Below are 21183 nucleotides of genomic sequence, written 5' to 3'. Positions count from 1 at the left end.
GATCCTTCCGGATCATTCCTTGGAGATCGTATAGACATAGTTGGTGTCGAAGCTCGGGCCGAGCTTCAGGCCCTTGAGCTTCGCGGAGTATCCCGCCACTTCCGTCTGCTGGAAGATGATGACGAACGGGCCTTTTTCGAGAACTTCCTTCTGGAGGTTCTGATAGATGGCGGCGCGCTTGGCATTATCCTTTTCCAGAAGTGCCGACTGCGTTTCCTTCGTCAACTCCGGAACGTCCCAGGCGTTACGCCAGGCAAGCGTCTTGTTCTTGCCTTCTTCGGAGTTGTCGTAGTTGATCGTGAAGGTCTCGGCATTCGAGTTCGGGTCGAAATAGTCCGAACCCCACTGGCCGATGTAGATATCGTGCGTGCGGGCGCGATACTTGGTAAGCGTCTGCTTGCCGTCGCCGGGAATGATTTCCAGCTTGATGCCAGCCTGCGCCAGCGTCTGCTGTACGCTTTCGGCAATGCCGGTCACCGGCTGCGTGTTGCGCACATCCATGGTCACGGTGAAGCCGTCCTTCAGACCAGCCTTCGCCAGCAGTTCCTTGGCCTTGGCGACGTCGAGCTTGTATGGGTTCTCGTCAAGCGCGCCGAGCTGGCCCTTTGGCAGGAAGGTCTGGTGGATTTCGCCGATGCCCTTGATGATCGTCGCGCCGATCGCGTCGTAGTCGACGAGATATTTAAAGGCCTCGACGACCTCAGGCTTCTTCAGGTTCTCGTTCTTCTGGTTGAGGCTGAAGTAATAAACGGTGCCCTTGGGCGCGGAGGTGACGGCAAGGCCTTCCTTCTTGGAAACGGCTTCCATATCACCCGGCTCGAGGTTGCGGGCAACGTCGATATCACCGTTTTCAAGCGCCAGGCGCTGGCCGGAGCTTTCCTTCATGTGACGATAGACCACGCGCTTCAACTTCGGCTTCTCACCGTAATAGTTGGGGTTGGCCTCCAGAATGACGGCTTCGTTGGCCTTCCAGCCAAGGATCTTGTAGGGGCCGGAACCGGCATAACCTGTTTTCAGGAACGCATTGCCGAAATCGGTGTCGTATTTGTAATCGGCGCTCGGCGTGACGGGCTTGGCCTTTTCGGTTACCAGCTTCTTGTCGACAACTGCGGCAACGGTCGCGGTCAGAACGTTCAGCACGAAGCTTGGTGCGTAGGGCTTGTCGACCGTCAGTACGAAGGTGTTGGCATCCGTCGCTTTCGCCTTCTCAGTGACGTTGTCGCCCTTGAGACCGAACTGCGTCAGAAGGAATGCTGGCGACTTGTCGAGCTTGATGGCACGTTCAAAGGAAAAGGCAACATCATCTGCCGTCACCGGATTGCCGGAGGCGAATTTCAGGCCGGTCTTCAGCTTGAAGGTATAGGTGAGACCGTCTTCAGAGGTCGTCCAGCTCTCGGCCAGATCGCCGATCACCTTGGAGGTGTCGTTGAGATCGATGGAAACCAGCTTGCTGTAGGTGTTGCCAGTAACTTCAGCTGCCGACAGCTCGAATGCCTCACCCGGATCGAGCGTGATGATGTCGTCGATGGCGAAACCTTCAACCAGCGTATCGGCCGGCGTGGCGGCAAAAGCGTGCGGCGCAGACAGCATCATCAGCGACAGAGCAGCGCTGGTGCTGAGGATACGCATGGACTTGTTGAGCGATTTGATCATAGGATCTCCCCTTTTGTTATGAGATTGATTTAGTTCGCTTTTATTTGCCTTCAGGCCGGCTCGTGCCAGGCCTGGGATAGGACGCGCAGCCAGTTTTCCCGGCATATTTTAGCAAGTTCTCCATCACCGTAGCCCGCCGATTTCAGCGCCGCAACCAGATTGTGGTTGCCGCTGGCATCGGCAACGCCAACGGGTACCGTCGCGCCGTCGAAATCCGATCCGAGCGCCACGCAATCGACGCCCATACGCTCCACCATGTAGTCGATGTGGCGCACCATGTCGGAAAGCGGCGTGTCGGCAATGTCGCGCGCATCCGCCCGCAACATGGTGACCGCGTAGTTGAGGCCCACCAGACCGCCGCTCTCCTTGATGGCATCCATCTGCCGGTCAGTAAGATTGCGGGCGACGGGGGTGAGCGCATGTGCGTTGGAATGGCTGGCGATCAAAGGCTGGTTCGTGGTCTTCGCCACATCCCAGAAGCCCTTTTCGGTGATGTGGGCGAGATCGATGAGAATGCCGAGCCGGTTGCACTCCTTGACCAGCGCAAAACCGGCATCGGTAAGGCCGGGCGCGGTATCGGGCGACATTGGATAGGAGAAGGGAACGCCGTGACCGAAAATATTGTGCCGGCTCCAGACCGGACCGAGCGAGCGCAGGCCGGCGGCATAAAAAACCTCAAGCGCATCGAGATCGGCACCGATCGCCTCACAGCCTTCCATGTGCAGCACGGCCGCGAAAATATCCTCGGCAAAGGCCTTGCGGATATCGGCCGTCGAGCGGCAAAGGCGCCAGGCGCCGGCACGGTCAAGCCTGAGCGCGATCGCAGCCTTTTCCATCGCAATATCGAGCGAGGGCTGGCGTTCGAGCGGCGCCGCAAGCGGTGTATCGTAATGACCCTGCGCGTCCGGCTCCTGCAGGACCAGATCGCCGGAAGGAATGTAGATGGCGCAGATGCCGCCGCCGAGACCGCCTGCACGTGCACGCGGACCGTCGATATGGCCTTCGCGGGTGCCGTTCTTGAATTCAGCCACCGGATCGCCACCGGCCTTGCTGTTGCGCCACAACCGAAGCAGCACATCATTATGACCGTCGAACACTGCATGCATGTCAAGAAATTCCAGTAAGCGGCAAAACCAAAGGGGGCGGGCAGACGCCGGAATAACACCGCGCGAGAGCAAACCGGCGCATTTTTCGCCGACTGCTATAGTCTGTCAGAAACGATCTTAGGACGATCTCTCACGGCTCCGCAAGACGCAAATTAGGCAACGATGAAATTATCACCACTTGCCTTTTGCCGGGAATTGCGCAACGTCAAGCCTGCCAGCCGCCTTCGGCTTTTTTCAGCAGCGGCGTCGCGAAAACACCCCTCACCCGCTCCGGCCATTCCGGCCCGAAAGCAGCGATTTTTTGCACCCAGCGATCCGATTGCAGCATGGCAGCGCCGATTGCCACCGGCTTGATGCCGGATGAGGCGAGAAGCGAAAGACCTGAAATGATTGAGCTGCCGCTGGAGATGACATCGTCCACCAGCGCCACCCGCCTGCCCTCGATGAGGGGCAACATGCGCGGATCGATGTAAAGCCGTTTTTCCTGCTTGGTGGTGATGGAGGACATCGGCACCGACAGTTCCTCCAGATACCAGAATTTGCGCGAAGTGCCGAGCGGCACATATCGCGAATGGCCGAGGTGACGGGCAACGGCTGCGGCAAGCGTCAGCCCCAGAGTCGGCAGGCCGATCACGACATCTGGCTTGAGGGGGCGAAGCTTTTCCGCCAGGTCGGCGGCCAGCACTTCCAGCACGTCAAAAGAGGCCTGATTGACGATGAGCGAGGCGAGCGCATGTTCGCCATCCGCCAAGGACCGGATCGGCAGGCAGAGCTGCCGCCCGTCATCCAGCTCCGCCGGAAAGAAAGCCGAATGCGGGCCTGTCGTATCGAACGAACGGGGCGGAAGAACATCCTGCCAGAACTCATGCGGCGCGGCGGGGGATGATGCGGCGGGCGATGCGGATTGCGGCATCGGTTTTCCTTTCAGAAGCGGGACGGCAAAAGCGGAAGCGATTTTCATCCGCGCCATCCCCGTTCGGCATATCAGGCATTTCGACAACCGCAGGCATGCGGCGGGTTCATTTCATTGGGTTTTTCAGCTAGAAGGAAACAAAGCAACAGGCATTCGGACAAGCCCACCTATGGCGTGGGTTTTCCCCATATTCAAGGACAAGCTACCCATGAGACTGCTGGACCGCATCGGCGAGGACCTGCCATTCCTGACGGAGCTTCGCCACGATCTCCACGCCCATCCGGAACTGGGCTTTGAAGAGGAGAGAACCAGCGCCATCGTCGCCGATCTTCTCGAAAGGGCGGGAGTGAAGGTGCATCGCGGCCTTGGCGGTACCGGCGTGGTCGGCACGCTGCAGGTGGGCAACGGCACCCGCAGTATCGGTCTTCGCGCCGACATGGATGCGCTGGCCATGCCGGAAATTCCCGACCGGCCCTATAAATCGAAGTTCCCCGGCAAGATGCATGCCTGCGGCCATGACGGCCACACCGCCATGCTGCTGGGCGCTGCGCGTTATCTCGCCAGTACCCGCGATTTTTCCGGCACCGTCCATTTCATCTTCCAGCCGGCCGAAGAAGGCCGTGGCGGCGCGAAAAAAATGGTTGAGGACGGGCTTTTCGACCTGTTTCCCTGCGATGCAGTTTATGGCCTGCACAACATGCCGGGGCTTGGCATTGACGAAATGGCCGTGGTGGAAGGACCGCAGCTTGCCTCTTCCGATAGCTGGCGCGTCACCTTCAGGGGCATCGGCACCCACGGCGCCAAGCCGCATCTCGGCCGCGATCCGGTAACGGCGGCGGGCACCTTCCTCGCTTCGCTGCAAAGCATCGTCGGCCGCGTCGTCGATCCGCTGCAACCTGCCGTCGTCAGCGCCTGCTCGGTGCAGGCGGGTGACCCCAAGGCGCTCAACGTCATTCCCGATCTCGTCGAAATCGGCGGCACCGCACGCGCCTACGCGCCTGAGGTGCGCAGCCAGCTTGAAACGGAAATCGGCAGGCTCGCCAAGGGTACGGCGGCGATGTTCGGCATCGAGGCAAGCTATGAATTCATCCGCCGCATTCCGCCCGTCATCAACGATGCCGATGCGACGAAACGGGCGCTGCGAGCCGCCAAGACCGTCTTCGGCAACAAATCCCGCACCGCCTTCCCGCCCTCGACCGCCGGCGACGACTTCGCCTTTTTCGCGGGCGAAGCCCCCGGCTGCTACGTCTGGCTCGGCAACGGCCCCGCGGTGGATGGCGCGCTGCACCACAACACCTCCTACGACTTCAACGACGCGGCAATCGTTCCCGGCGTCGCTTTCTGGGCAACACTGGTGGAGCAGGAACTGGCGGCGGAGTAAGGCCGAAAGCCACTTTTTGCATTCCCAAATCTGAAAAGCCGGGCAGCGGCAGACGCGCTGCCCGGCTTTCTCGCTCAGATATTCCGGCGGTTCAACAAATATAGCGCCGTCAGGACAAGGCAGGCCATGATCGATGAATAGGCGATCACCGGCCATGCCGCATCACCCGGCAGAATGACGACAGCCAAGGTGCCCGCTATTCCCACAAACAGACTTTGAATGCAGAAATAGAAGGCGACGGCTGTTCCAGCCATGTGCCCGAACTCCTCCAGCGCGCCATTGGCGGTGACTGAAACCGTAAAAACGATTCCGACCGCCATGACCCACATCGGTACGATAAACGTCAAAAATGACGGAACCGCCCCGACTTCACCTGCAGTGAACAGAAACGCCCCCACGAACAACAGGGCCATGCCCCTCACGAGACTGCCCTGCACACCCCATCTGGCAACGAAAAACTTCGCAAAACGGGTGGTAACGATCATTGCGATTACGACGGTTGCAAAAGCCAGGCTGAACTCCACCTCGGAGAGACCTGCCCTGCCGATCATGACGAGCGGAGCGGTGGAGAAGAATACGAAAAACGTTCCCATGGCAGTGCTGAACCCAAGCGTATAGGTCCAGAAGCGACCACTGCCCAACATGCGCAAAGGCGATAGGCGTGACATCGTTGCCGTCGCCGGTCGGGTTTCGCTCCAGTTCATCCCTGCGGCAACCGTCGCAATGAAAGCTGCCGCGCCCAGGGTGACGAAGATGGCACGCCAGCCGAATTCATTGGCGATGACCGCCCCGACAATCGGACCGAGTGCCGGGACGAATGCGAGAATGGAGCTGAACGTTCCGTATATCGTCGTTGCTTCCGGACGATCCGCATAGACGTCGCGAACGGTGGCGAAAGTGGCGACCAATGCCGCCGCCGCTCCAGCCGACTGAAGGAACCGGAAAACGATAAAGGCGCTCGCCGTTGTCACAGCTGCGAGGCAGAACGAGGCCACGACGAACAGCAGGGCACCGCCGATCAAGACGGGCCGGCGACCGATGCGGTCGGAGATGGGGCCAAACACGATTTGCCCAAGGCCGAGCATCACCATGTAAACGGTGAGCGTGAGTTGAACCACCACCGGTGTCGTGCCGAGGGCTTCCGGCATGATGGGGACGACCGGCAGGTAAATATCCATGGCCAGCGAGGCGAGAATATCAAAGGGAGCCATCAGCAGCATTGCTGCCAACAGCGATCTCCCCCAAACGGGAGTTGGAATAGACATTAGAATTGATCCGCTCAAATGAGGACATTTGGCGGCGTCTGCCCGAAGAAACAGGGATCGCTCGACAGAACGCCGCAACAGCGAAATATCGTCGTTGCGGCTTACTTATCTGATGACTTCGAGGCACCCATGTTCAACATCCATATAGAGCGACAGGTAAACAGGGGTTGGATTTAGCAATATGCCGGCTTTTTGGCAACGCTCGACCCTGGTTTACCCCACCACCGCAAGCACCGGGCTTTCCATCACCCGTCCCGTCAACACATCGGCAATGCCCATATCTGTCTGGTGAGGACCGATGTTGCAGGCGAGCGTGGCGCCGAAGCAGGCTTTGAAGACCAGATAGGGTGGCTGCCAATCGACCACCTTGCCGACAGCGGCGCGCAATTCCTCGAAAGCCTGTGCTACGTCTTCAAGCGGCGCATCGGAAACGAGGCCTGAGAGCGGCAGGGGTAGAAGCGCGGTCACCTTACCCTCAGAGGCGACAGCCATGCCGCCGCCTGTCGCAATCACCGCATTGGCGGCCAGCGCCATGTCTTCGGCATTACCGCCGAAGACAGTGAGGTTGTGGCTGTCATGCGAGACGGTGGTGGCGAAGGCGCCGTTCCAGCGTCCCCAGCCGGTAAGGAAGCCGGTCCTGGTAACTGGCTCGGCCTTGCCGTGGCGGTGGGTGACGGAAATCATCGTGGCGCCTTCGGGGGGAGCGACGAAACCATCCTTCACCTCGGCTTCCGCCTCGCCCCATTGCGTGAAGCGTGGGCGGTCGATGGTGGCAAGGCGCACCCTTGCGCCCTCGCAGGCAACCCGGAAATCATCGGCTGCGCGCAGCGGCAGCTTCATCGAGCCTTCGAGCGCCGCCGCATCGCAGGCTGGAATGTCGACGAGCATATGCCCGGCTTCCGCAACCGCCCTGCCACCGGCCAAGACATGACGGGGTGAAAAACCACTCAAATCCTCGAAAACGACGATATCGGCACGGCGACCGGCGGCGATGAGGCCGAGATCGGCACGGCCAAGCCTTTGCGCAGCATTCAGTGTTGCGGCGCGCAGCGCCCATTCCGGTTTCAGGCCATAACGGACAAGGCGGCGCACCACATCATCCAGCCCGCCGCCCCGCAACAGATCGTCCGGGAAAACATCGTCAGTGCAGAGCGTCAGCGTCTGCGGCAGGTGGCCGAGCGCATTCAGCGCCTCCACAAATTCCGGCAGCAGATGATCGTGCGAGCCGCGCAGCTCGATGGTCAACCCCGCCCGAAGCTTCGCCATCAGGTCTTCAGCCGAGACCAGCTCGTGATCGGAAGAAACACCGGCCACCATGAAGGCGTTGAGATCGGCGTCCTTCAGGCCGCGCGCATGGCCACAGATCAGCTTTTCCGAGACAAGACCGGCCTGTACGATGCCGCTCATCCGTGGATCGCGGTCGATGACGCCGCGCATGTTCATGATTTCCGCAACCCCGCCAATCTGCGGCCACGACAGGATATCAGCGAGAATTCCGGCATCGAAATCAGCGCCGCCGCGCTCCAGACCCGGTGCTGATGGCACTGAGGAGGGTGCAAGCAGAATGGCGCGCAGCGGCAGGTTTTCGATGGATTTCGCCGCCCAGAGAACCCCTTCGACACCATGGACATTGCCGAATTCATGCGGATCCCAGACGATAGTGGTGACGCCGCGGGCAACGACTGCTGCCGCATAGGCAGCGGGCGTTATCATCGAGCTTTCGATGTGCATATGCGTGTCGATCAGGCCGGGCGAGACAAAGGCGCCCGACGCGTCGACGAGCTGCGCTGCATCGCTGCGGCTTGCCGGTTCGTGAACGCTGGCGATTAGCGGACCGACAATGCCGATATCAGCGGCGCGAAGCTCCCCCGTCACCACATCCACCAGCGTTCCGCCAGTAATGAGAACATCGAAAGCCGCATCGCCGCGCGCAGCGGCAACCGCGCGGGCGCGCAGCGCATCGTCGTTGAGATCGACCGGCTCGCGTATCGGGTATTGTGCACTCATCGGGCAGCCTCGCGGCGCAACGCCTCGAGAACCGCAGCCTTTGCCGCTTCGGCATTCACGGTGTCGGCGAAATGCGCGTTGAAGGCGGCAACCTTGTCGGCACGCGGCTCAACCACCGTTCGCCCGCGCGTTAACGCCGCGTGAAGCTCGACATCGATCCGCGTGTGGCGCCAGCCAAGCAGCTCGGAGGTGAAGCCGACAGCGGCAACGGGATCGTAAAGCGCCATGGCCGGTCTGCCGCGTCTCGTGGCGATGCCGATGAAACCTTCCAACAGGTCGGCAATCAGGCCGGCGTTTTTGCCGCCAGCATTTCGGATCGGCAGCACATCGGCTGGCGAGGCGGTGACCTTGCGGCAGGCGTCCAGATCGACCATGCGCAGCGGCAGGTCATGGGAAAGCACGATGGCCAGCGCTTCCGGATCGGCAAAGGCGTTGAATTCGGCAGATGCGGTGTGGTTGCCGCTCGTCACGCCGCCACCCATCCAGGTCAGATCGGAAATTTTCGCGGCAAGATCGGGCCGGGCAAGGCAAAGGGCGGCGATATTGGTAAGCGGGCCGAGCGCGAGGATACGCTTTTCGCCTGCCCCCTCAAGCCAGCCGCACAGCGCAGTGAAAGCGTCGCTTTGCGGCAGAGCGGGCGCATCCGGCAGGCTGCGGCCAACGGTCGGAATGCCGCTGTCACCCAGAATGCATTGTGCGGTTTCGAGCGCGCCAAGGACGGGTTTGGCACGGCCCTGATGGAGGGGCATGGACCAGCCGAAGGCGGCGACCGCGCCTGCGGCGTTGCTGCAGACAACATCCAGCGTCGCATTGCCGAAGACCAGCGAAATGCCGTCTATGGCAAGGCCTGCCGATTGCACCACCATGATGGCGGCGATATCGTCAAAGCCCATATCGGTATCGATCCACACACCCATGATCAGCCAAACACCTTGAGGCTTGCCGCCTTTTCGACCGGAAGGTCGAAGGCGAGCGTATCACCGATCGTATGGGCGGTCAGCGCAGCATCGGTCTCCGCCTTGATGGGACCAAGCAGCGTATCCAGCAGGTACTCACGGGTATTTCCGGCAAAGGATGTGCCGCGCACGGTTCCCTGGAAAGGACCTGAACCAAGGGTGACCATGCGCGGCCGCCAGGCCAGTCCAGATGCTGAAGGGACTGGTCCGGTAAGCGGTGTTGTGCCGTTTTCGGTTTTCAACGCGCCGCCTTCCAGCGCGAAGATGTTTTCAAAGCCGACGAAATCCGCCACGAAGGCGGAAACCGGCGCATTATAGATCTCTTCCGGTGTACCGATCTGCTCAATCTTGCCGCCCTTCATGACGACAATACGGTCGGCCAATGCGAGCGCCTCGATCTGGTCATGGGTGACGAAGATCATCGTCACACCGGTTTCCTTCTGCACGCGCTGCAATTCGGTGCGCATTTCAAGCCTGAGGCGCGCATCAAGGTTGGAGAGCGGCTCATCGAGCAGCAGCACCTTCGGCTCCATGACCATGGAGCGCGCCAGCGCCACGCGCTGCTGCTGGCCGCCGGAAAGCTCGGCCGGCTTGCGCGATGCGAAGTTCGACAATCCCACGGACTTCAGACCGGAGGCGACCTTGTCATCAAGCGCCTTGCCGTTCATGCCCTTGAGTTTCAGGCCGAAGGCGACGTTTTCGTAAACCGTCAGGTGCGGAAACAGCGCGTAGGACTGAAACACCAGCCCGACGGCGCGCTTGTTGGCGGCGACGCGGGTGATATCGGCGCCGTCGAGATCGATGCGCCCGCCCGCCACCGGCATCAGCCCGGCAATGGCGCGCATCGTGGTGGTCTTGCCACAGCCGGAAGGACCGAGCAGCGCGAGAAGTTCACCCTTGCGGATATCGAGGTCGAGATCCTTGACGGCGATGCTGTTGCCGTAGGCGAGCGAGACTTTTTGGAGCGAAAGGTAATTTGCGTCAGACATAACGGGAGAACCCCAGAAAACGTTCGGCCAGGAAGACGATGCCGATGGAAAGGAAGGCGAGCAGCGATGAGAGTGCGGCGACAGACGGATCGAAGACGATTTCCATGTAGCCCAGCATATCGATTGGCAGCGTGCGCACGCCCGGACCCGACAGGAACAACGACACGGGCACCTGATTGAAACTCGTCACGAAACCGAGGATGAAGGCCGACAGGATGCCGCCGCGAATATTGGGCAGCACCACACGGAAAAATGCGCCAAACCGCGACGAGCCGAGCAGCACCGCCGCCTCCTCGATATCCGAACGCAGATTGTTGAGGCTGGCCGAAACCACCCGTACCGCATAGGGCAGGATGAGCGCCGTGTGCGCGAGAAACAGGGCAAGCGTGATGCCGATGCCGAAGGGAACGACGAAATAGCGCAGCAGCGCCAGACCGACGATGATACCCGGCACGATGATCGGCGCCGAAACGATCGTGCGCACGGTTTCCGCAAAGGGCAGCTTGTAGCGCGACATGGCGTAGGAAGCGGGAATACCGAGGACGAGCGCCGTGAATGTGCCGCCAATGGCGAGGAACATCGACATCGCGAAGCTTTCACGGAAACTTTCGACGGTGAAGACCTTCGCGATCCATTTCAGTGAAAAGCCCTGCGGCGGAAAGGCGAGCGTGTCGCCGGCCGAAAATGAGGCCGCAACGATGATGAGGAACGGCCCGATCAGGAAGCCGACAACGAGCAGGAGCGTGAGCGGAATGAAGAGCTGCCGGGTCATTTCTTGTTCCTTGCGGTGGCGATGCGCTTCAGCAGGATATTGGCGGCAAAGCTCATGACGATCAGGATGAAGGCGATGACGCTGGCGGCGACGAAATTGTTGGAGACCGTCACCTGCTGGTAGAGCAGGGTTTCCAGCATCAGCACCTTGGAGCCGCCGAGAATGGCCGGCGTGATATAGGCCGTGAGCGAACCGGTGAACACCAGCGTGCCGCCGACAACAAGCCCCTCCTTGGTGAGCGGCAGGATGACCTTCCAGAACACCTGCAGCCAGTTTGCGCCGAGAACGCGGGCGGCTGCGATCGTATCCTTGGGCATATTCTCCAGCGCACTGATGAGGGAAATGATCATCAATGGCAGGAACAATTGCAGAAGGCCGATGAAAACAGCCGTTTCGGAAAACAGTATACGGATCGGCGCATCGCTCAGTCCTACCGCCTGAAGCGCCTGGTTGACGATGCCGGTTCTGCCGAGAATGACGATCCAGGCATAGGTGCGGGCAACCGGCGAGATCATCAGCGGCAAGACGACCAGATTGACGACATGTCCTTTCGCGCCCTGCGACAGATTGACGATGGCGAAAGCCGCCGCATAACCCACCACCGCAGATACGATGGTGACGAGTGCGCCAAGCTTCAGGGTGCGCAGGAAAACCGCCCTGTTCAGCGGATCGGAGAAGAAATCGGCGTAAGCGGACAATGTCCAGCCGTCAGTGGTGTGAAAGCCTTCCGACAGGAGCATGAAGACCGGCACAAGAAAGACCGCCGCCGCGAAAATAGCGGCGGGCAAGGCAAGCGCCAGCGCTTCGGCCCGGTTCTGAAACATCGCTTTATTCCCTGAACGGCCTGCGGCCGATTGTTACTGCAAGCGGCCAGGGCCAGCTTGCGGAATTGAGAGGTGGAAAAGCGGTCAGGGGACGACCAAACCGCTTTTCCGGGAATGGAGCCGCCCTTTCGGACGTTTTAAATGCCCCATTCCAAACCTTGATAAGGACTTACTGACCGACCTTGGCGTTCCACTCCGACAGCCACTTGTCACGGTTGTCGAGCGTCACGGCGGAAGGAATGAGCTGCAGGCTTTTTGCGGTTTCGTCGCCATAGGTGATGTTGTTCGCCACCTCGTCGGACACCTTGACTTCCTTGTTGGTCGGGCTGTCCACGAGCTTTTCGGCCAGCGCCTTCTGAACGTCGGTCGAGAGCCAGAAATCCATGAACTGCAGCGCCAGATCTTCGTTCTTCGTGCCCTTTGGCACCACGAGCACGTTCATGCCGCCGGTCTGGCCTTCCTTGGGGGTTGCCCAGGCAAGCGGCAGATCGAGCTTGGTAAAGGGCGCCCAGGAGAAGCGGCCGATGGGGGCGGCCCAGATTTCTTCCTGCTGCATGAGCTGCACCAGCTGCGACGATTTCACGTAGAACGTGACGATATCGTCCTTCTTTTCGCCCACGGCTTCGATAGCGCCGGAGAGATCAGGCGTGTCCTTGCCGATGGCCTTTCCCAGCATGTAAAGCGCCGGCGGGCCCTGATTGGTAGTGACATTCGGGAAAGCGACGTGGTCAACGATACCGTCCTTCAAAAGATCGGCCCAGCTATCGATCTTCATCTTGTCTGTGCGGTAAACGATTGACGTGGCGTAGAAATTGACGCCGACGCTCATGCCGTCGCCATTCGGATCCTTGGCGATGTCATAGAGCTTGCCGATATTCGGCACCTTGGCGGCATCGATCTTCTGGATCAGGTCCTTGCGGGTGGCGGAAAGCGCATCCGCCATGGAAACAATGGCGAGATCGACCACCGGATTGGCCTTGTTGGCCTCCATCTTGGCGAGGCGCTCAACGCTGTTGCCGGTCTCGACGACCAGCTTGCAGCCGCATTGCTTTTCGAACGGTGTATAGACCAGTTCCTTGAATTCGTCCTGCGCGAAGGCGTAGACCGAGATCGTCAGCGTCTTGTCCTGCGCCTGCGCGGCACCCATCGTCAGCATCAGGGCGGTGCCCGATGCAAGAATGATTTTTTTCATGGTGTGAGTTCTCCTGCTGTCGTGTTTTTGGCTTCAATCGCATCATGCTTTTTTTCGCCGGTGGAGCCGCGCATGATCAGCGCCATCGGTACTTTCGAGATTTCTGCCGTGACCTCGGCAGCTATGCCGTTTTCGAAGCCCGCCTCGCCATCGATCGCGCGCAACAGCGCATCCACGGCCAGATCGGCGATGCGGCGCATATCCATGCGCATCGTCGTCAGCGGCGGCGTCACCACGGCGGAGAAAATCAGATCGTCGAAGCCGGTGACACTCGCCTCTTCCGGCACCTCGATGCCCTCGCGCTGCAATTCAGTGAGCGCGCGCAACGCATGCAGGTCGGATACGGCAGCAAAGGCAGTGAAACCATCCCTCACCTTTTCGGTAAGGCCGAGACGGCAACCCGCACCATCCGCCTTTTCAATGGCGTCTACCCACAGCGTCTCCGTGACGCAGGCCTTGCCCAAACCATCGCGAATGCCGCCGAGTCGGTCGTTCTGCACATTTGAGTCGCGGTTCTTGCCGATCAGCACCACCTTGTCGTGTCCGAGGGCTGAGAGATATTCGCCGATCTGCCGGCCGCCGTCCCAGTGGTCAGCGGCTACCGTATTTCCGGGCGTCGAGGGGCTGTCGATCACCGCCACCGGGCAATCGACATCCGCGATACGCGTACCGCGGCGGGGAACGACGACCATGCCATCCACTCCACGCTCGATCAGCCGGTTGATGGCGTCCGTCTGCATGGCGATCTCGCCGCGCGAGTCGGCGATCAAAACACCATAACCGGCATTGACGGCTGCCTTTTCGATGGCCTGCGCGATCTGTGGGAAGAGTGGATTGGCGATATCCGGCAGCACCAGCCCGAGAACTCCTGACCTGCCGGTGCGCAGCGCCCTGCCCGCCGAACTCGGCACATAACCAAGTTCGCTTGCGGTCTTGCGGATGCGCTCCACCAGTTCCGGCGAAACACGGCCCTTGCCTGACAGCGCATTGGACACGGTTGCAACCGACACGCCGAGTGCCGCTGCTATCGCGCTCAGATTGGTGGCAGGCCGTGAAGACGCCATGATGGTCCGAAAGGGCTGATTAAACGTTTAATCACGATAATCGACCAAAACTGTCCTGTCGAGTCCGGCCAGAGACAAAACCGGGCAAAAATTGAAGCACTAAGTCTAAATGCCCGAAAAAAGTGCGCTTATTTTTCCAGTGGCAGATTGCCCGCCGCACGATAGGCCTCGACCTGCCGTACCAGCCAGTCGCGAAACAGCACGACTGGAACGTGGTTGGCACGGGATAGCGGCGCGACCGCATAATAGGAACTCGGGCTTTTGGCCTGATGATCGTAGGCTTTCACCAGTTGCCGCGATTTCAGTTCGTTATCGATCAGGAAAAGCGGCATCAAAGCCACGCCAAGTCCGGCGATACAGGCCTGTGCCACGCTGGAAAACTGCTCGAACCGCATGCCCTGCGGCAAGGCAAGCGAATGGCCGAGGCTCTCGAACCAGTGGCTCCAGGCACCCGGCCGCGAGGCCATGTGCAGCAGAGGCAGGCCGGCAATATCCTCACCCTTTTCGACCGGATGCGCCTTCAGGAATTCGGGGCTGCACACCGGCGCAACCATCTCATGCATCAGAAAGGTGCTTTCCGCCCCCGGCCAATCCGCCTGCCCGATGTGGATCGCCATATCCAGTTGCTCACGCTCGAAGTCGAACTGGCCGATGCGGGTGGCGAAATTGATGGTGATTTCCGGATGACTGGAGACGAAATCAGGAATGCGCGGCAGAAGCCAGCGGGTGCCGAATGTCGGCAGCATCGCTAGATTGAGCGTATTGCCATGCGTTTTGGTCATGATCTGCAACGAGGCGGCACGTATCTCGCCAAGGGCTGCGGCAATCGATTTCGCGTAAGCACCACCCTCGGTCGTCAGTGACACACCACGCGCGCCGCGCTCGAACAGGCGCACGCCAAGCTGTTCTTCCAGTGACATAACCTGACGGCTGATCGCCCCTTGAGTCAAGGCAAGTTCATCGGCAGCGGCTGAAAAGCTGCCAAGCCGGGCAACGGAATCAAAGGCGGCAAGCGCACTGGTGGAGGGCAGGAGTTTGCGGCTGAGAGACGTCATGAGCCATTACTATATGTAATGCAAAAATGAGTAAACATGGCTTGTGCCATCAGGGGCTAACACGAATAATCCGGCCAGCAAATCCGGAGGCACACAGTGAGCGAACGCGCAGCATTCAATTGGCAGGACCCTTTTCTGCTGGAAGACCAACTGACCGACGACGAGCGGATGATCCGCGACGCCGCCGCAGCCTTCGGCAAATCGGAACTTATGCCGCGTGTGTCCGAGGCCTATCTTTCTGAGACCACCGAACCGGAACTGTTCCGCCTGATGGGCCGCACCGGCCTTCTGGGCGTCACCCTGCCGGAAGAATATGGCGCCGCAAATGCCAGCTACGTGGCCTATGGTCTCGTGGCCCGCGAGGTGGAGCGGATCGACAGCGGTTATCGCTCGATGATGAGCGTGCAGTCCTCGCTCGTCATCCATCCGATCTTCGCTTATGGCTCGGACGAACAGAAGAAGAAATACCTTCCCGGTCTCGTATCCGGCGAGCTGATCGGCTGTTTCGGCCTGACCGAACCGGATGCCGGCTCCGATCCGGGCGGAATGAAGACCCGCGCCGAAAAGATCGCCGGCGGATATCGCCTGCGTGGTTCGAAAATGTGGATTTCCAATGCGCCCATCGCCGATGTCTTCGTCGTCTGGGCGAAATCCGAAGCCCACGACAACCAGATTCGGGGCTTCGTGCTGGAAAAAGGCATGAAGGGTCTGTCTGCACCGAAGATCGGCGGCAAGCTTTCGCTGCGCGCCTCCATAACAGGCGAGATCGTCATGGATGGCGTGGAAGTGGGCGAAGATGCGCTGCTTCCGAATGTTTCCGGCCTGAAAGGCCCGTTCGGCTGCCTCAACCGCGCCCGCTACGGCATTTCCTGGGGCGTGATGGGCGCTGCGGAAGATTGCTGGTTCCGCGCCCTGCAATATGGTCTCGACCGCAAGCAGTTCGGCAAGCCGCTGGCCGGCATGCAGCTTTACCAGAAAAAGCTCGCCGACATGCAGACCGAGATCGCTCTCGGCCTCCAGGCATCGCTGCGCGTCGGCCGCCTGATGGACGAGCACAAAATGGCGCCGGAAATGATCTCCATCGTCAAGCGCAACAATTGCGGCAAGGCGCTAGATATCGCCCGCCAGGCCCGCGACATGCACGGCGGCAACGGTATCCAGATCGAATACCACGTGATGCGCCACGCCCAGAACCTCGAAACGGTCAACACCTACGAGGGCACGCACGACGTTCACGCGCTTATCCTCGGCCGGGCGCAGACGGGCATTCAGGCGTTTTTCTGAGACCTTCTCCGCATCATTTCCTTCATGAAAAAAAGGCCTTCGAAAATCACTTCGAAGGCCTTTTTACTTTTCCGGTTCAGGCAATCGCTTAGAACGTGCCTCTGACACCAATGCCGAACATGCGCGGTTCGGTCATGCTGGCCTCGATGCCGCCAATGCCGCGGTTCTGCTGCATATAGGTCGGCGCACGCTCGTCGAAGACGTTCTTCACGTAAGCGTAGACCTCCATCTCCTCCTGGAACTTGTAGCTCGCACGCACATCGGCGATGGTGTAGGGGTCGATCGCATAGGCAGCCGTGTTGGCCGTGTCGGAATAATAACCGTCGATATGACGCACCTGACCCGAGACGGTGAACTTGTCGGTCACATCCCAGCTTGCCCCAATGCTGAACATGTAACCAGGCGATTTCGCGAATTCATTGCCTGCATAGCTGGCATTGCTGGAAATCTGGTCGATTTCGGTCTTCAGCACGCCGGCACTTGCCTTTAACGTCACATTGTCGAGAACCTGATAGTCGGCGCCGACTTCCAGACCATAGGCATGCGCTTTCTGCGCATTGATGGTGTAGGATTGAGTAATGCCTGACGAGATAACGACCGGAATATTGTACTGGGCGTTCTTGTAATCCATGTAGAACAGGTTGCTGTTGAGCGTCATCCTGTCATCCAGCAACTTCGCGCGCGTGTAGAGTTCGTAGTTCCAGATGGTTTCCTTCTCGAAGGGCAACCATTGGCCCGACGAGATGTTCAGCGATATGCCGCCGGGATTGTAACCACGGCTGATCATGCCGCCAACGGTCCAGTCATCATTGATCGCATAGGCAAGCGAGGCCTTGGGAAGCAATTCGGAAAAGGTCTCGTCAAAATCAACCGCGACGTTGGAATAGACGGAGCGGCCAGCGCGCTGAATACGATCGGTCTGGTAACGCAGGCCGCCGGTAAGCGTCCACTGGTCGGTCAGACGGTAGCTCAACTCGCTGAAAATGCCGAGATTGTCCTTGGTATCGTCAAATGTCGAAAGGGTTCTTCTGTTTGCCGGGTTCAGAAGATAAAGAATTTCATCGGCCTGCGTATGGGCGTAATAGATGCCCGCGACGCCACTCAGAACGTCTTCCTGGTCACCGAAGGTCACACGGGTCTCGTGGGACACATTCTTCTGATCGATATTGGCATCGCCATTATTGACCACACCCACCCGGCGGCGCGCATCCGAAGCGGAAAATTGCGTCTGGTTGAAGAGTTTTACGCCGTTTTCAAAGTCGTAATTGATGTCGAGAATACCGGTGTGGGTATTCTGGCTCCAGCTCGGCATGGTGGTGGTGACGTGGTTGAGATCCTCGAAAGGACGCGACGCCGCTTCCTGGCTCGGCCGGTTGGCGGCGTTATAGGAATAAGTCAGCTTGGTCGTCAGGCCCGGAATTTCCGGCGGTTCCCACAGAAGCTTGAAACGCGCGTTGAATTCCTTGAAATCCTGGTTGGTGCCTGCGTGGGCAAAACCGGAATTGATGTAATCGATAAAGGTATCGCGACCCGAATAATCGATTGCCAGACGCGCCGCCAGCTCGTCTTCGATCAACGGGCCTGAGACCGCAAAGGACGCCCGCTTCTGGTGATAATTCCCGATTTCGGCCTGATAGCTTGCTTCCGGCGTAAACGTCGGATCCTTGGTATTGACGAGAATGGCGCCGGCAATGGCGTTAGCGCCCTGCGATGTGGTCTGTGGCCCACGGAAGACCTCGATGCTTTCGACATCCCAGATGGACGTCGCGCCATAGATGAACTCGTTATAACCGAGATAGTGACCATCGACATTGATCGTGGCGCGCGGCACGGTGCCGGCGAAGAATGCCGTTGCTCCGGTGTTCGGGCCCTGCGTGTCGAGACCGCGAATGATCGGGGCGCTGACATTGTCGGTATAAACAACGTTTGGAATGTCCTTGATCGCGTCTGAGACGGTTGGATCGCCTGTCTTTTCCTTTTTCAGTTCATCGCTGGATTTGACCGAGACGGAAGACGCCGTGTTCTTCATGTCGCGCGCGACTTTTTCGCCGGTCACCACAATCGGCTTGAGAACGGTCGTTCCCGAGGCCTCGGCCTGTTGCTCCTGGGCGAAAACCGGCGTCACAAACAGGGCGGCCAGCGTCAAAACGCTGACCCCGCCCATCAAACGGCCGCTAGAACGAAACCCCATAACACACCCCTAATAAACATGAGTATCAAAGTCATATTCAAGTAACGGAAGCGTTATCCGTTTCGCAATAGAGAATGCGTTCCGTATTGTGGACGGATAGGGTTCCGTAACGGGATGTGCCATATTTACAACAAAGTTTATCGACTGGCCGTTGTCATGTAGTTCCCCGCCTCAAGGGGAAGGCGTTGAAATAACTCAGAAATCGATTCCGATTTCCGGTCGGATGCGCTAGGCATGTTCACGACATAAATCGGGGAGCGGACTTGGACGCCATGGATGACGAGCCGGACAATCTGCCTGAAAACGACGGAGAGAAGCGCTCTGCCCTCATTCAGTCGGTCTCTATTGCTGCCCGTTTTCTCGACCTTCTGGCAAAATCGGACGGGGCGCTTGCACTCGGCGAACTCGCCAAACGCGCCGGCACAGGCCGTTCCACAGCTCATCGTTACCTGCAAAGCCTCGTGCGGGAAGGACTGGTGGCACAGGACCCTGCAACCGGCAGCTACGACCTCGGCCCAACCGCGCTCTCGATAGGCGTCAGCGCGCTCAGACGAATCAATCCGGTCGAAACCGCCGGTCGACAGATGAAAGCACTGGCCTCGCAGATCGGCGCCAGTTGCGGCGTGGCGATCTGGACAGATCGCGGCCCGACCGTGGTGCAATGGCACAGGAGTGCCAGCTTCTCCATCAGCACCGTGGCGCTGGGGGATGTTCTACCGCTGGATAACAGCGCCTGCGGGCTGGTTTTTCAGGCTTATCTGCCACCGGATAGGACGGCGTCGGTGCGCAAGCTGCAGCCGCCCGCCTTTCGCGGGTCCCGCCCAGACGCTAAAGTCCTGCACGCCATTCGTGAGACGGGCGGCGCGGAACTCAACGAACACCTGTTCTCCGCCCTGACCGGCAAGGCCGCCCCGGTTTTCGACGCACAGGGCGAAATCTGTTGCGTCGTCACCACCGTTTCTTTCCTCGCGACCGCCGAGACCGAGCGGCACTTTCCGCAGCTTCTTGAAGCGGCCGGAAAGGCGACGGCAGAATCCGGCGGCTCGTAAACCTATCCGGCCAGGTGATCGGCGAAGGTGCTGCCGGAATAGGCGGTGCGGAAGAGCCCGGCATCACCGAGCCTCGGAAGCAGCCGCTCCAACACCAGCCGCATCGACGCGACCGAACCGCCAGGCACCGCGACAAAGCCGTCTATCGCGCCGGCCGCCACCCATTCGCGGATGCTTTCAAAAGCATCCTCAACCGTGCCGATGATCTGCCAATGGCCCGACCCCATCACTTCCGGTCGCCGCAACAATTCGGCAACGCTCAGCGTTTCCCGTTCGATCAGCCGGCGGAGCAGATTGGCATGGGTGCGGCTTCTCGGTGTCTCGGGCGGCGGCGGCAAGTCAGACGGGGTCACGATCCGCGTGAGCGACCAGTCGGAAAGGTCAAGACCCGTCAGATTTTGAATGGATGCAAATACACGGCTATGGTTGGCCCTTGCGTGGGTCTCCGCAAACAGCTCCAGCGCCTCGTTCTTGGTGTCCGCCAGATAAAGACTGAGACCCGGCATCAGCTTCACCACATCCGGTGAGCGCCCATGCCGCTCCGCTCGTTGCCGCAAATCCGCCCGAAGCTCTATTGCCGCCTGCATATCCGGCGTCGAGGCAAAGACCGCATCCGCAACGGAGGCTGCGAAATCGCGGCCTTCGGGGGAAGCTCCAGCCTGCACCAGTGGAATACGGCTGGAATGGGCCGGCAGGTTGAGCGGGCCTTTGACGCTGAAGTGCTCTCCTTCATGCGCGATTGGCTGGACCAGCGACGAATCTGCAAAACGCCCGCTCTCTTTGTCCAGCTTCAGCGCCTCGTTGGGAAAGCTCGCCCAGAGCTGCTTTACTACCTGCGTGAACTCGGCGGCGCGTTCATAACGCTCCTGTGGCGACGGCATTTCTTTCAGGCCGAAATTTTCGTGGCCGTCCAGCGCCGTGACGATGTTCCATCCCGCCCGGCCATTGCTCAGCCAGTTCAGCGATTGCAGTTGGCGGGCAACCACATAAGGCGGCAGGAATGTCGTTGAAACCGTGGATAACAGGCCGACATGGCTGGTCTCCCGAGCGATGGCGGCCAGAAGCATGTTCGGGTCCATACTCGCAAATCCGCCGCCGGTCTCCAGGCCCTCAGCGCGCAGAAACAGCGTGTCGGGCCGGAAGACAAAATCCACATGCGCAGCCTCGGCGAGCTTTGCAAGATCGACGAAATAATCGCTGGAGAAAACCCCGTCTATACCGCTGTCTTGACGCCGCCATGCCTCGCCGCTGAGCCAGGTTGGCGCCAGCGACATGCCGACGTGAAGCTTGAGCGCGACTGACATGAAACACCTCGAATAAAAAAATCATCACGAAATCCGCGATGTGAATCGGCAAATTTCGATTTGTGGAGAATTTTACTATAGTTTAGTGTCGCTTCAAGACCAGCCTGTCGCGCTTGCCGGTACAGAACCCGATTTCCGCAAGTTCGATATGTTAATTCAAAAGCTTAGGTAGAACGTG

Annotated in this window: 17 protein-coding genes; 3 read left to right on the top strand and 14 right to left on the bottom strand. The window is 59.6% G+C overall.

All coding sequences use genetic code 11. The features are described 5' to 3' along the window. Positions 1-12: 12 nt before the first annotated feature. The 3 genes from ASD46_RS24075 to ASD46_RS24065 all read right to left on the bottom strand — a co-directional run bounded on the left by ASD46_RS24075 (position 13) and on the right by ASD46_RS24065 (position 3672). On the bottom strand, positions 13-1653 hold the full coding sequence (locus ASD46_RS24075) for an ABC transporter substrate-binding protein (protein WP_003518100.1): 1641 nt from the start codon (positions 1651-1653) through the stop codon (positions 13-15). 50 nt (positions 1654-1703) lie between these two features. Then, positions 1704-2759 carry a dipeptidase gene (locus ASD46_RS24070; protein WP_003518101.1) on the bottom strand — a complete coding sequence of 352 codons (1056 nt, stop codon included), beginning with the start codon at positions 2757-2759 and terminating at the stop codon, positions 1704-1706. A 205-nt stretch (positions 2760-2964) separates the two neighbouring features. Next, entirely contained in the window at positions 2965-3672 is a 708-nt protein-coding gene (locus ASD46_RS24065) for a phosphoribosyltransferase (RefSeq protein ID WP_060642908.1), read from the bottom strand. 208 nt (positions 3673-3880) lie between these two features. On the opposite strand from ASD46_RS24065, the gene ASD46_RS24060 reads away from it, so the two are divergent. Continuing rightward, positions 3881-5053 carry a M20 aminoacylase family protein gene (locus ASD46_RS24060; RefSeq protein ID WP_003518103.1) on the top strand — a complete coding sequence of 391 codons (1173 nt, stop codon included), beginning with the start codon at positions 3881-3883 and terminating at the stop codon, positions 5051-5053. A 74-nt stretch (positions 5054-5127) separates the two neighbouring features. Here the strand turns inward: ASD46_RS24060 and cml are convergent, their stop codons facing one another. The 9 genes from cml to ASD46_RS24015 all read right to left on the bottom strand — a co-directional run bounded on the left by cml (position 5128) and on the right by ASD46_RS24015 (position 15177). Next, complete coding sequence (gene cml, locus ASD46_RS24055) at positions 5128-6318, bottom strand: CmlA/FloR family chloramphenicol efflux MFS transporter (protein WP_060642892.1); 1191 nt, start codon at positions 6316-6318, stop codon at positions 5128-5130. Between the two features lie 213 nt (positions 6319-6531). Continuing rightward, entirely contained in the window at positions 6532-8325 is a 1794-nt protein-coding gene (locus ASD46_RS24050; protein ID WP_060642891.1) for an adenine deaminase, read from the bottom strand. Beyond that, positions 8322-9242 (bottom strand): nucleoside hydrolase, encoded by a 921-nt coding sequence (locus ASD46_RS24045; protein WP_003518107.1) that lies wholly within the window; start codon positions 9240-9242, stop codon positions 8322-8324. The genes ASD46_RS24050 and ASD46_RS24045 overlap by 4 nt, the downstream gene beginning before the upstream one ends. Positions 9243-9244: 2 nt before the next feature. Further along, the gene (locus tag ASD46_RS24040; RefSeq protein WP_003504741.1) at positions 9245-10270 is read right to left on the bottom strand and encodes an ABC transporter ATP-binding protein; all 1026 of its coding nucleotides are present in this window, start codon (positions 10268-10270) and stop codon (positions 9245-9247) included. After that, positions 10263-11042, bottom strand: a complete 780-nt coding sequence (locus ASD46_RS24035; protein WP_003504740.1) for an ABC transporter permease — start codon at positions 11040-11042, stop codon at positions 10263-10265. The genes ASD46_RS24040 and ASD46_RS24035 overlap by 8 nt, the downstream gene beginning before the upstream one ends. Then, on the bottom strand, positions 11039-11866 hold the full coding sequence (locus ASD46_RS24030) for an ABC transporter permease (RefSeq protein WP_003504739.1): 828 nt from the start codon (positions 11864-11866) through the stop codon (positions 11039-11041). Before ASD46_RS24030 ends, ASD46_RS24035 begins: the two co-directional genes overlap by 4 nt. Positions 11867-12035: 169 nt before the next feature. Beyond that, complete coding sequence (locus ASD46_RS24025) at positions 12036-13058, bottom strand: ABC transporter substrate-binding protein (protein WP_003518109.1); 1023 nt, start codon at positions 13056-13058, stop codon at positions 12036-12038. Continuing rightward, a complete protein-coding gene (locus ASD46_RS24020; protein ID WP_060642890.1) occupies positions 13055-14122 on the bottom strand; it encodes a LacI family DNA-binding transcriptional regulator in 1068 nt (355 codons plus the stop codon). The genes ASD46_RS24025 and ASD46_RS24020 overlap by 4 nt, the downstream gene beginning before the upstream one ends. Positions 14123-14250: 128 nt before the next feature. After that, complete coding sequence (locus ASD46_RS24015) at positions 14251-15177, bottom strand: LysR family transcriptional regulator (protein ID WP_003518111.1); 927 nt, start codon at positions 15175-15177, stop codon at positions 14251-14253. 96 nt (positions 15178-15273) lie between these two features. Here ASD46_RS24015 and ASD46_RS24010 point away from each other — a divergent pair, with 96 nt between their 5' ends. After that, positions 15274-16461, top strand: a complete 1188-nt coding sequence (locus ASD46_RS24010) for an acyl-CoA dehydrogenase (RefSeq protein ID WP_060642889.1) — start codon at positions 15274-15276, stop codon at positions 16459-16461. An 88-nt stretch (positions 16462-16549) separates the two neighbouring features. Here ASD46_RS24010 and ASD46_RS24005 read toward each other — a convergent pair whose 3' ends face one another. Further along, complete coding sequence (locus ASD46_RS24005) at positions 16550-18652, bottom strand: TonB-dependent receptor (RefSeq protein WP_060642888.1); 2103 nt, start codon at positions 18650-18652, stop codon at positions 16550-16552. Between the two features lie 272 nt (positions 18653-18924). On the opposite strand from ASD46_RS24005, the gene ASD46_RS24000 reads away from it, so the two are divergent. Further along, entirely contained in the window at positions 18925-19701 is a 777-nt protein-coding gene (locus ASD46_RS24000) for an IclR family transcriptional regulator (RefSeq protein ID WP_060642887.1), read from the top strand. Between the two features lie 2 nt (positions 19702-19703). Here the strand turns inward: ASD46_RS24000 and ASD46_RS23995 are convergent, their stop codons facing one another. Next, the gene (locus tag ASD46_RS23995; protein ID WP_060642886.1) at positions 19704-21005 is read right to left on the bottom strand and encodes an NtaA/DmoA family FMN-dependent monooxygenase; all 1302 of its coding nucleotides are present in this window, start codon (positions 21003-21005) and stop codon (positions 19704-19706) included. Positions 21006-21183 lie beyond the last annotated feature (178 nt).

This window comes from Rhizobium sp. Root491 (assembly GCF_001427205.1).
GTDB classification, from domain to species: domain Bacteria; phylum Pseudomonadota; class Alphaproteobacteria; order Rhizobiales; family Rhizobiaceae; genus Agrobacterium; species Agrobacterium tumefaciens.
Note: the sequence above shows the minus strand (reverse complement) of the source record. Positions and strands in the feature narration are given on the sequence as shown.

Excerpts from the sequence above, each read along its gene's own strand:
- ASD46_RS24075 (WP_003518100.1), bottom strand. The coding sequence starts at position 1,653 with ATGATCAAATCGCTCAACAAGTCCATGCGTATCCTCAGCACCAGCGCT.
- ASD46_RS23995 (WP_060642886.1), bottom strand. The coding sequence starts at position 21,005 with ATGTCAGTCGCGCTCAAGCTTCACGTCGGCATGTCGCTGGCGCCAACC.
- ASD46_RS24005 (WP_060642888.1), bottom strand. The coding sequence starts at position 18,652 with ATGGGGTTTCGTTCTAGCGGCCGTTTGATGGGCGGGGTCAGCGTTTTG.
- ASD46_RS24065 (WP_060642908.1), bottom strand. The coding sequence starts at position 3,672 with ATGCCGCAATCCGCATCGCCCGCCGCATCATCCCCCGCCGCGCCGCAT.
- ASD46_RS24070 (WP_003518101.1), bottom strand. The coding sequence starts at position 2,759 with ATGCATGCAGTGTTCGACGGTCATAATGATGTGCTGCTTCGGTTGTGG.
- ASD46_RS24050 (WP_060642891.1), bottom strand. The coding sequence starts at position 8,325 with ATGAGTGCACAATACCCGATACGCGAGCCGGTCGATCTCAACGACGAT.
- ASD46_RS24000 (WP_060642887.1), top strand. The coding sequence starts at position 18,925 with ATGGATGACGAGCCGGACAATCTGCCTGAAAACGACGGAGAGAAGCGC.
- ASD46_RS24030 (WP_003504739.1), bottom strand. The coding sequence starts at position 11,866 with ATGTTTCAGAACCGGGCCGAAGCGCTGGCGCTTGCCTTGCCCGCCGCT.
- ASD46_RS24040 (WP_003504741.1), bottom strand. The coding sequence starts at position 10,270 with ATGTCTGACGCAAATTACCTTTCGCTCCAAAAAGTCTCGCTCGCCTAC.
- ASD46_RS24035 (WP_003504740.1), bottom strand. The coding sequence starts at position 11,042 with ATGACCCGGCAGCTCTTCATTCCGCTCACGCTCCTGCTCGTTGTCGGC.
- ASD46_RS24060 (WP_003518103.1), top strand. The coding sequence starts at position 3,881 with ATGAGACTGCTGGACCGCATCGGCGAGGACCTGCCATTCCTGACGGAG.
- ASD46_RS24045 (WP_003518107.1), bottom strand. The coding sequence starts at position 9,242 with ATGGGTGTGTGGATCGATACCGATATGGGCTTTGACGATATCGCCGCC.
- cml (WP_060642892.1), bottom strand. The coding sequence starts at position 6,318 with ATGTCTATTCCAACTCCCGTTTGGGGGAGATCGCTGTTGGCAGCAATG.
- ASD46_RS24020 (WP_060642890.1), bottom strand. The coding sequence starts at position 14,122 with ATGGCGTCTTCACGGCCTGCCACCAATCTGAGCGCGATAGCAGCGGCA.
- ASD46_RS24025 (WP_003518109.1), bottom strand. The coding sequence starts at position 13,058 with ATGAAAAAAATCATTCTTGCATCGGGCACCGCCCTGATGCTGACGATG.
- ASD46_RS24015 (WP_003518111.1), bottom strand. The coding sequence starts at position 15,177 with ATGACGTCTCTCAGCCGCAAACTCCTGCCCTCCACCAGTGCGCTTGCC.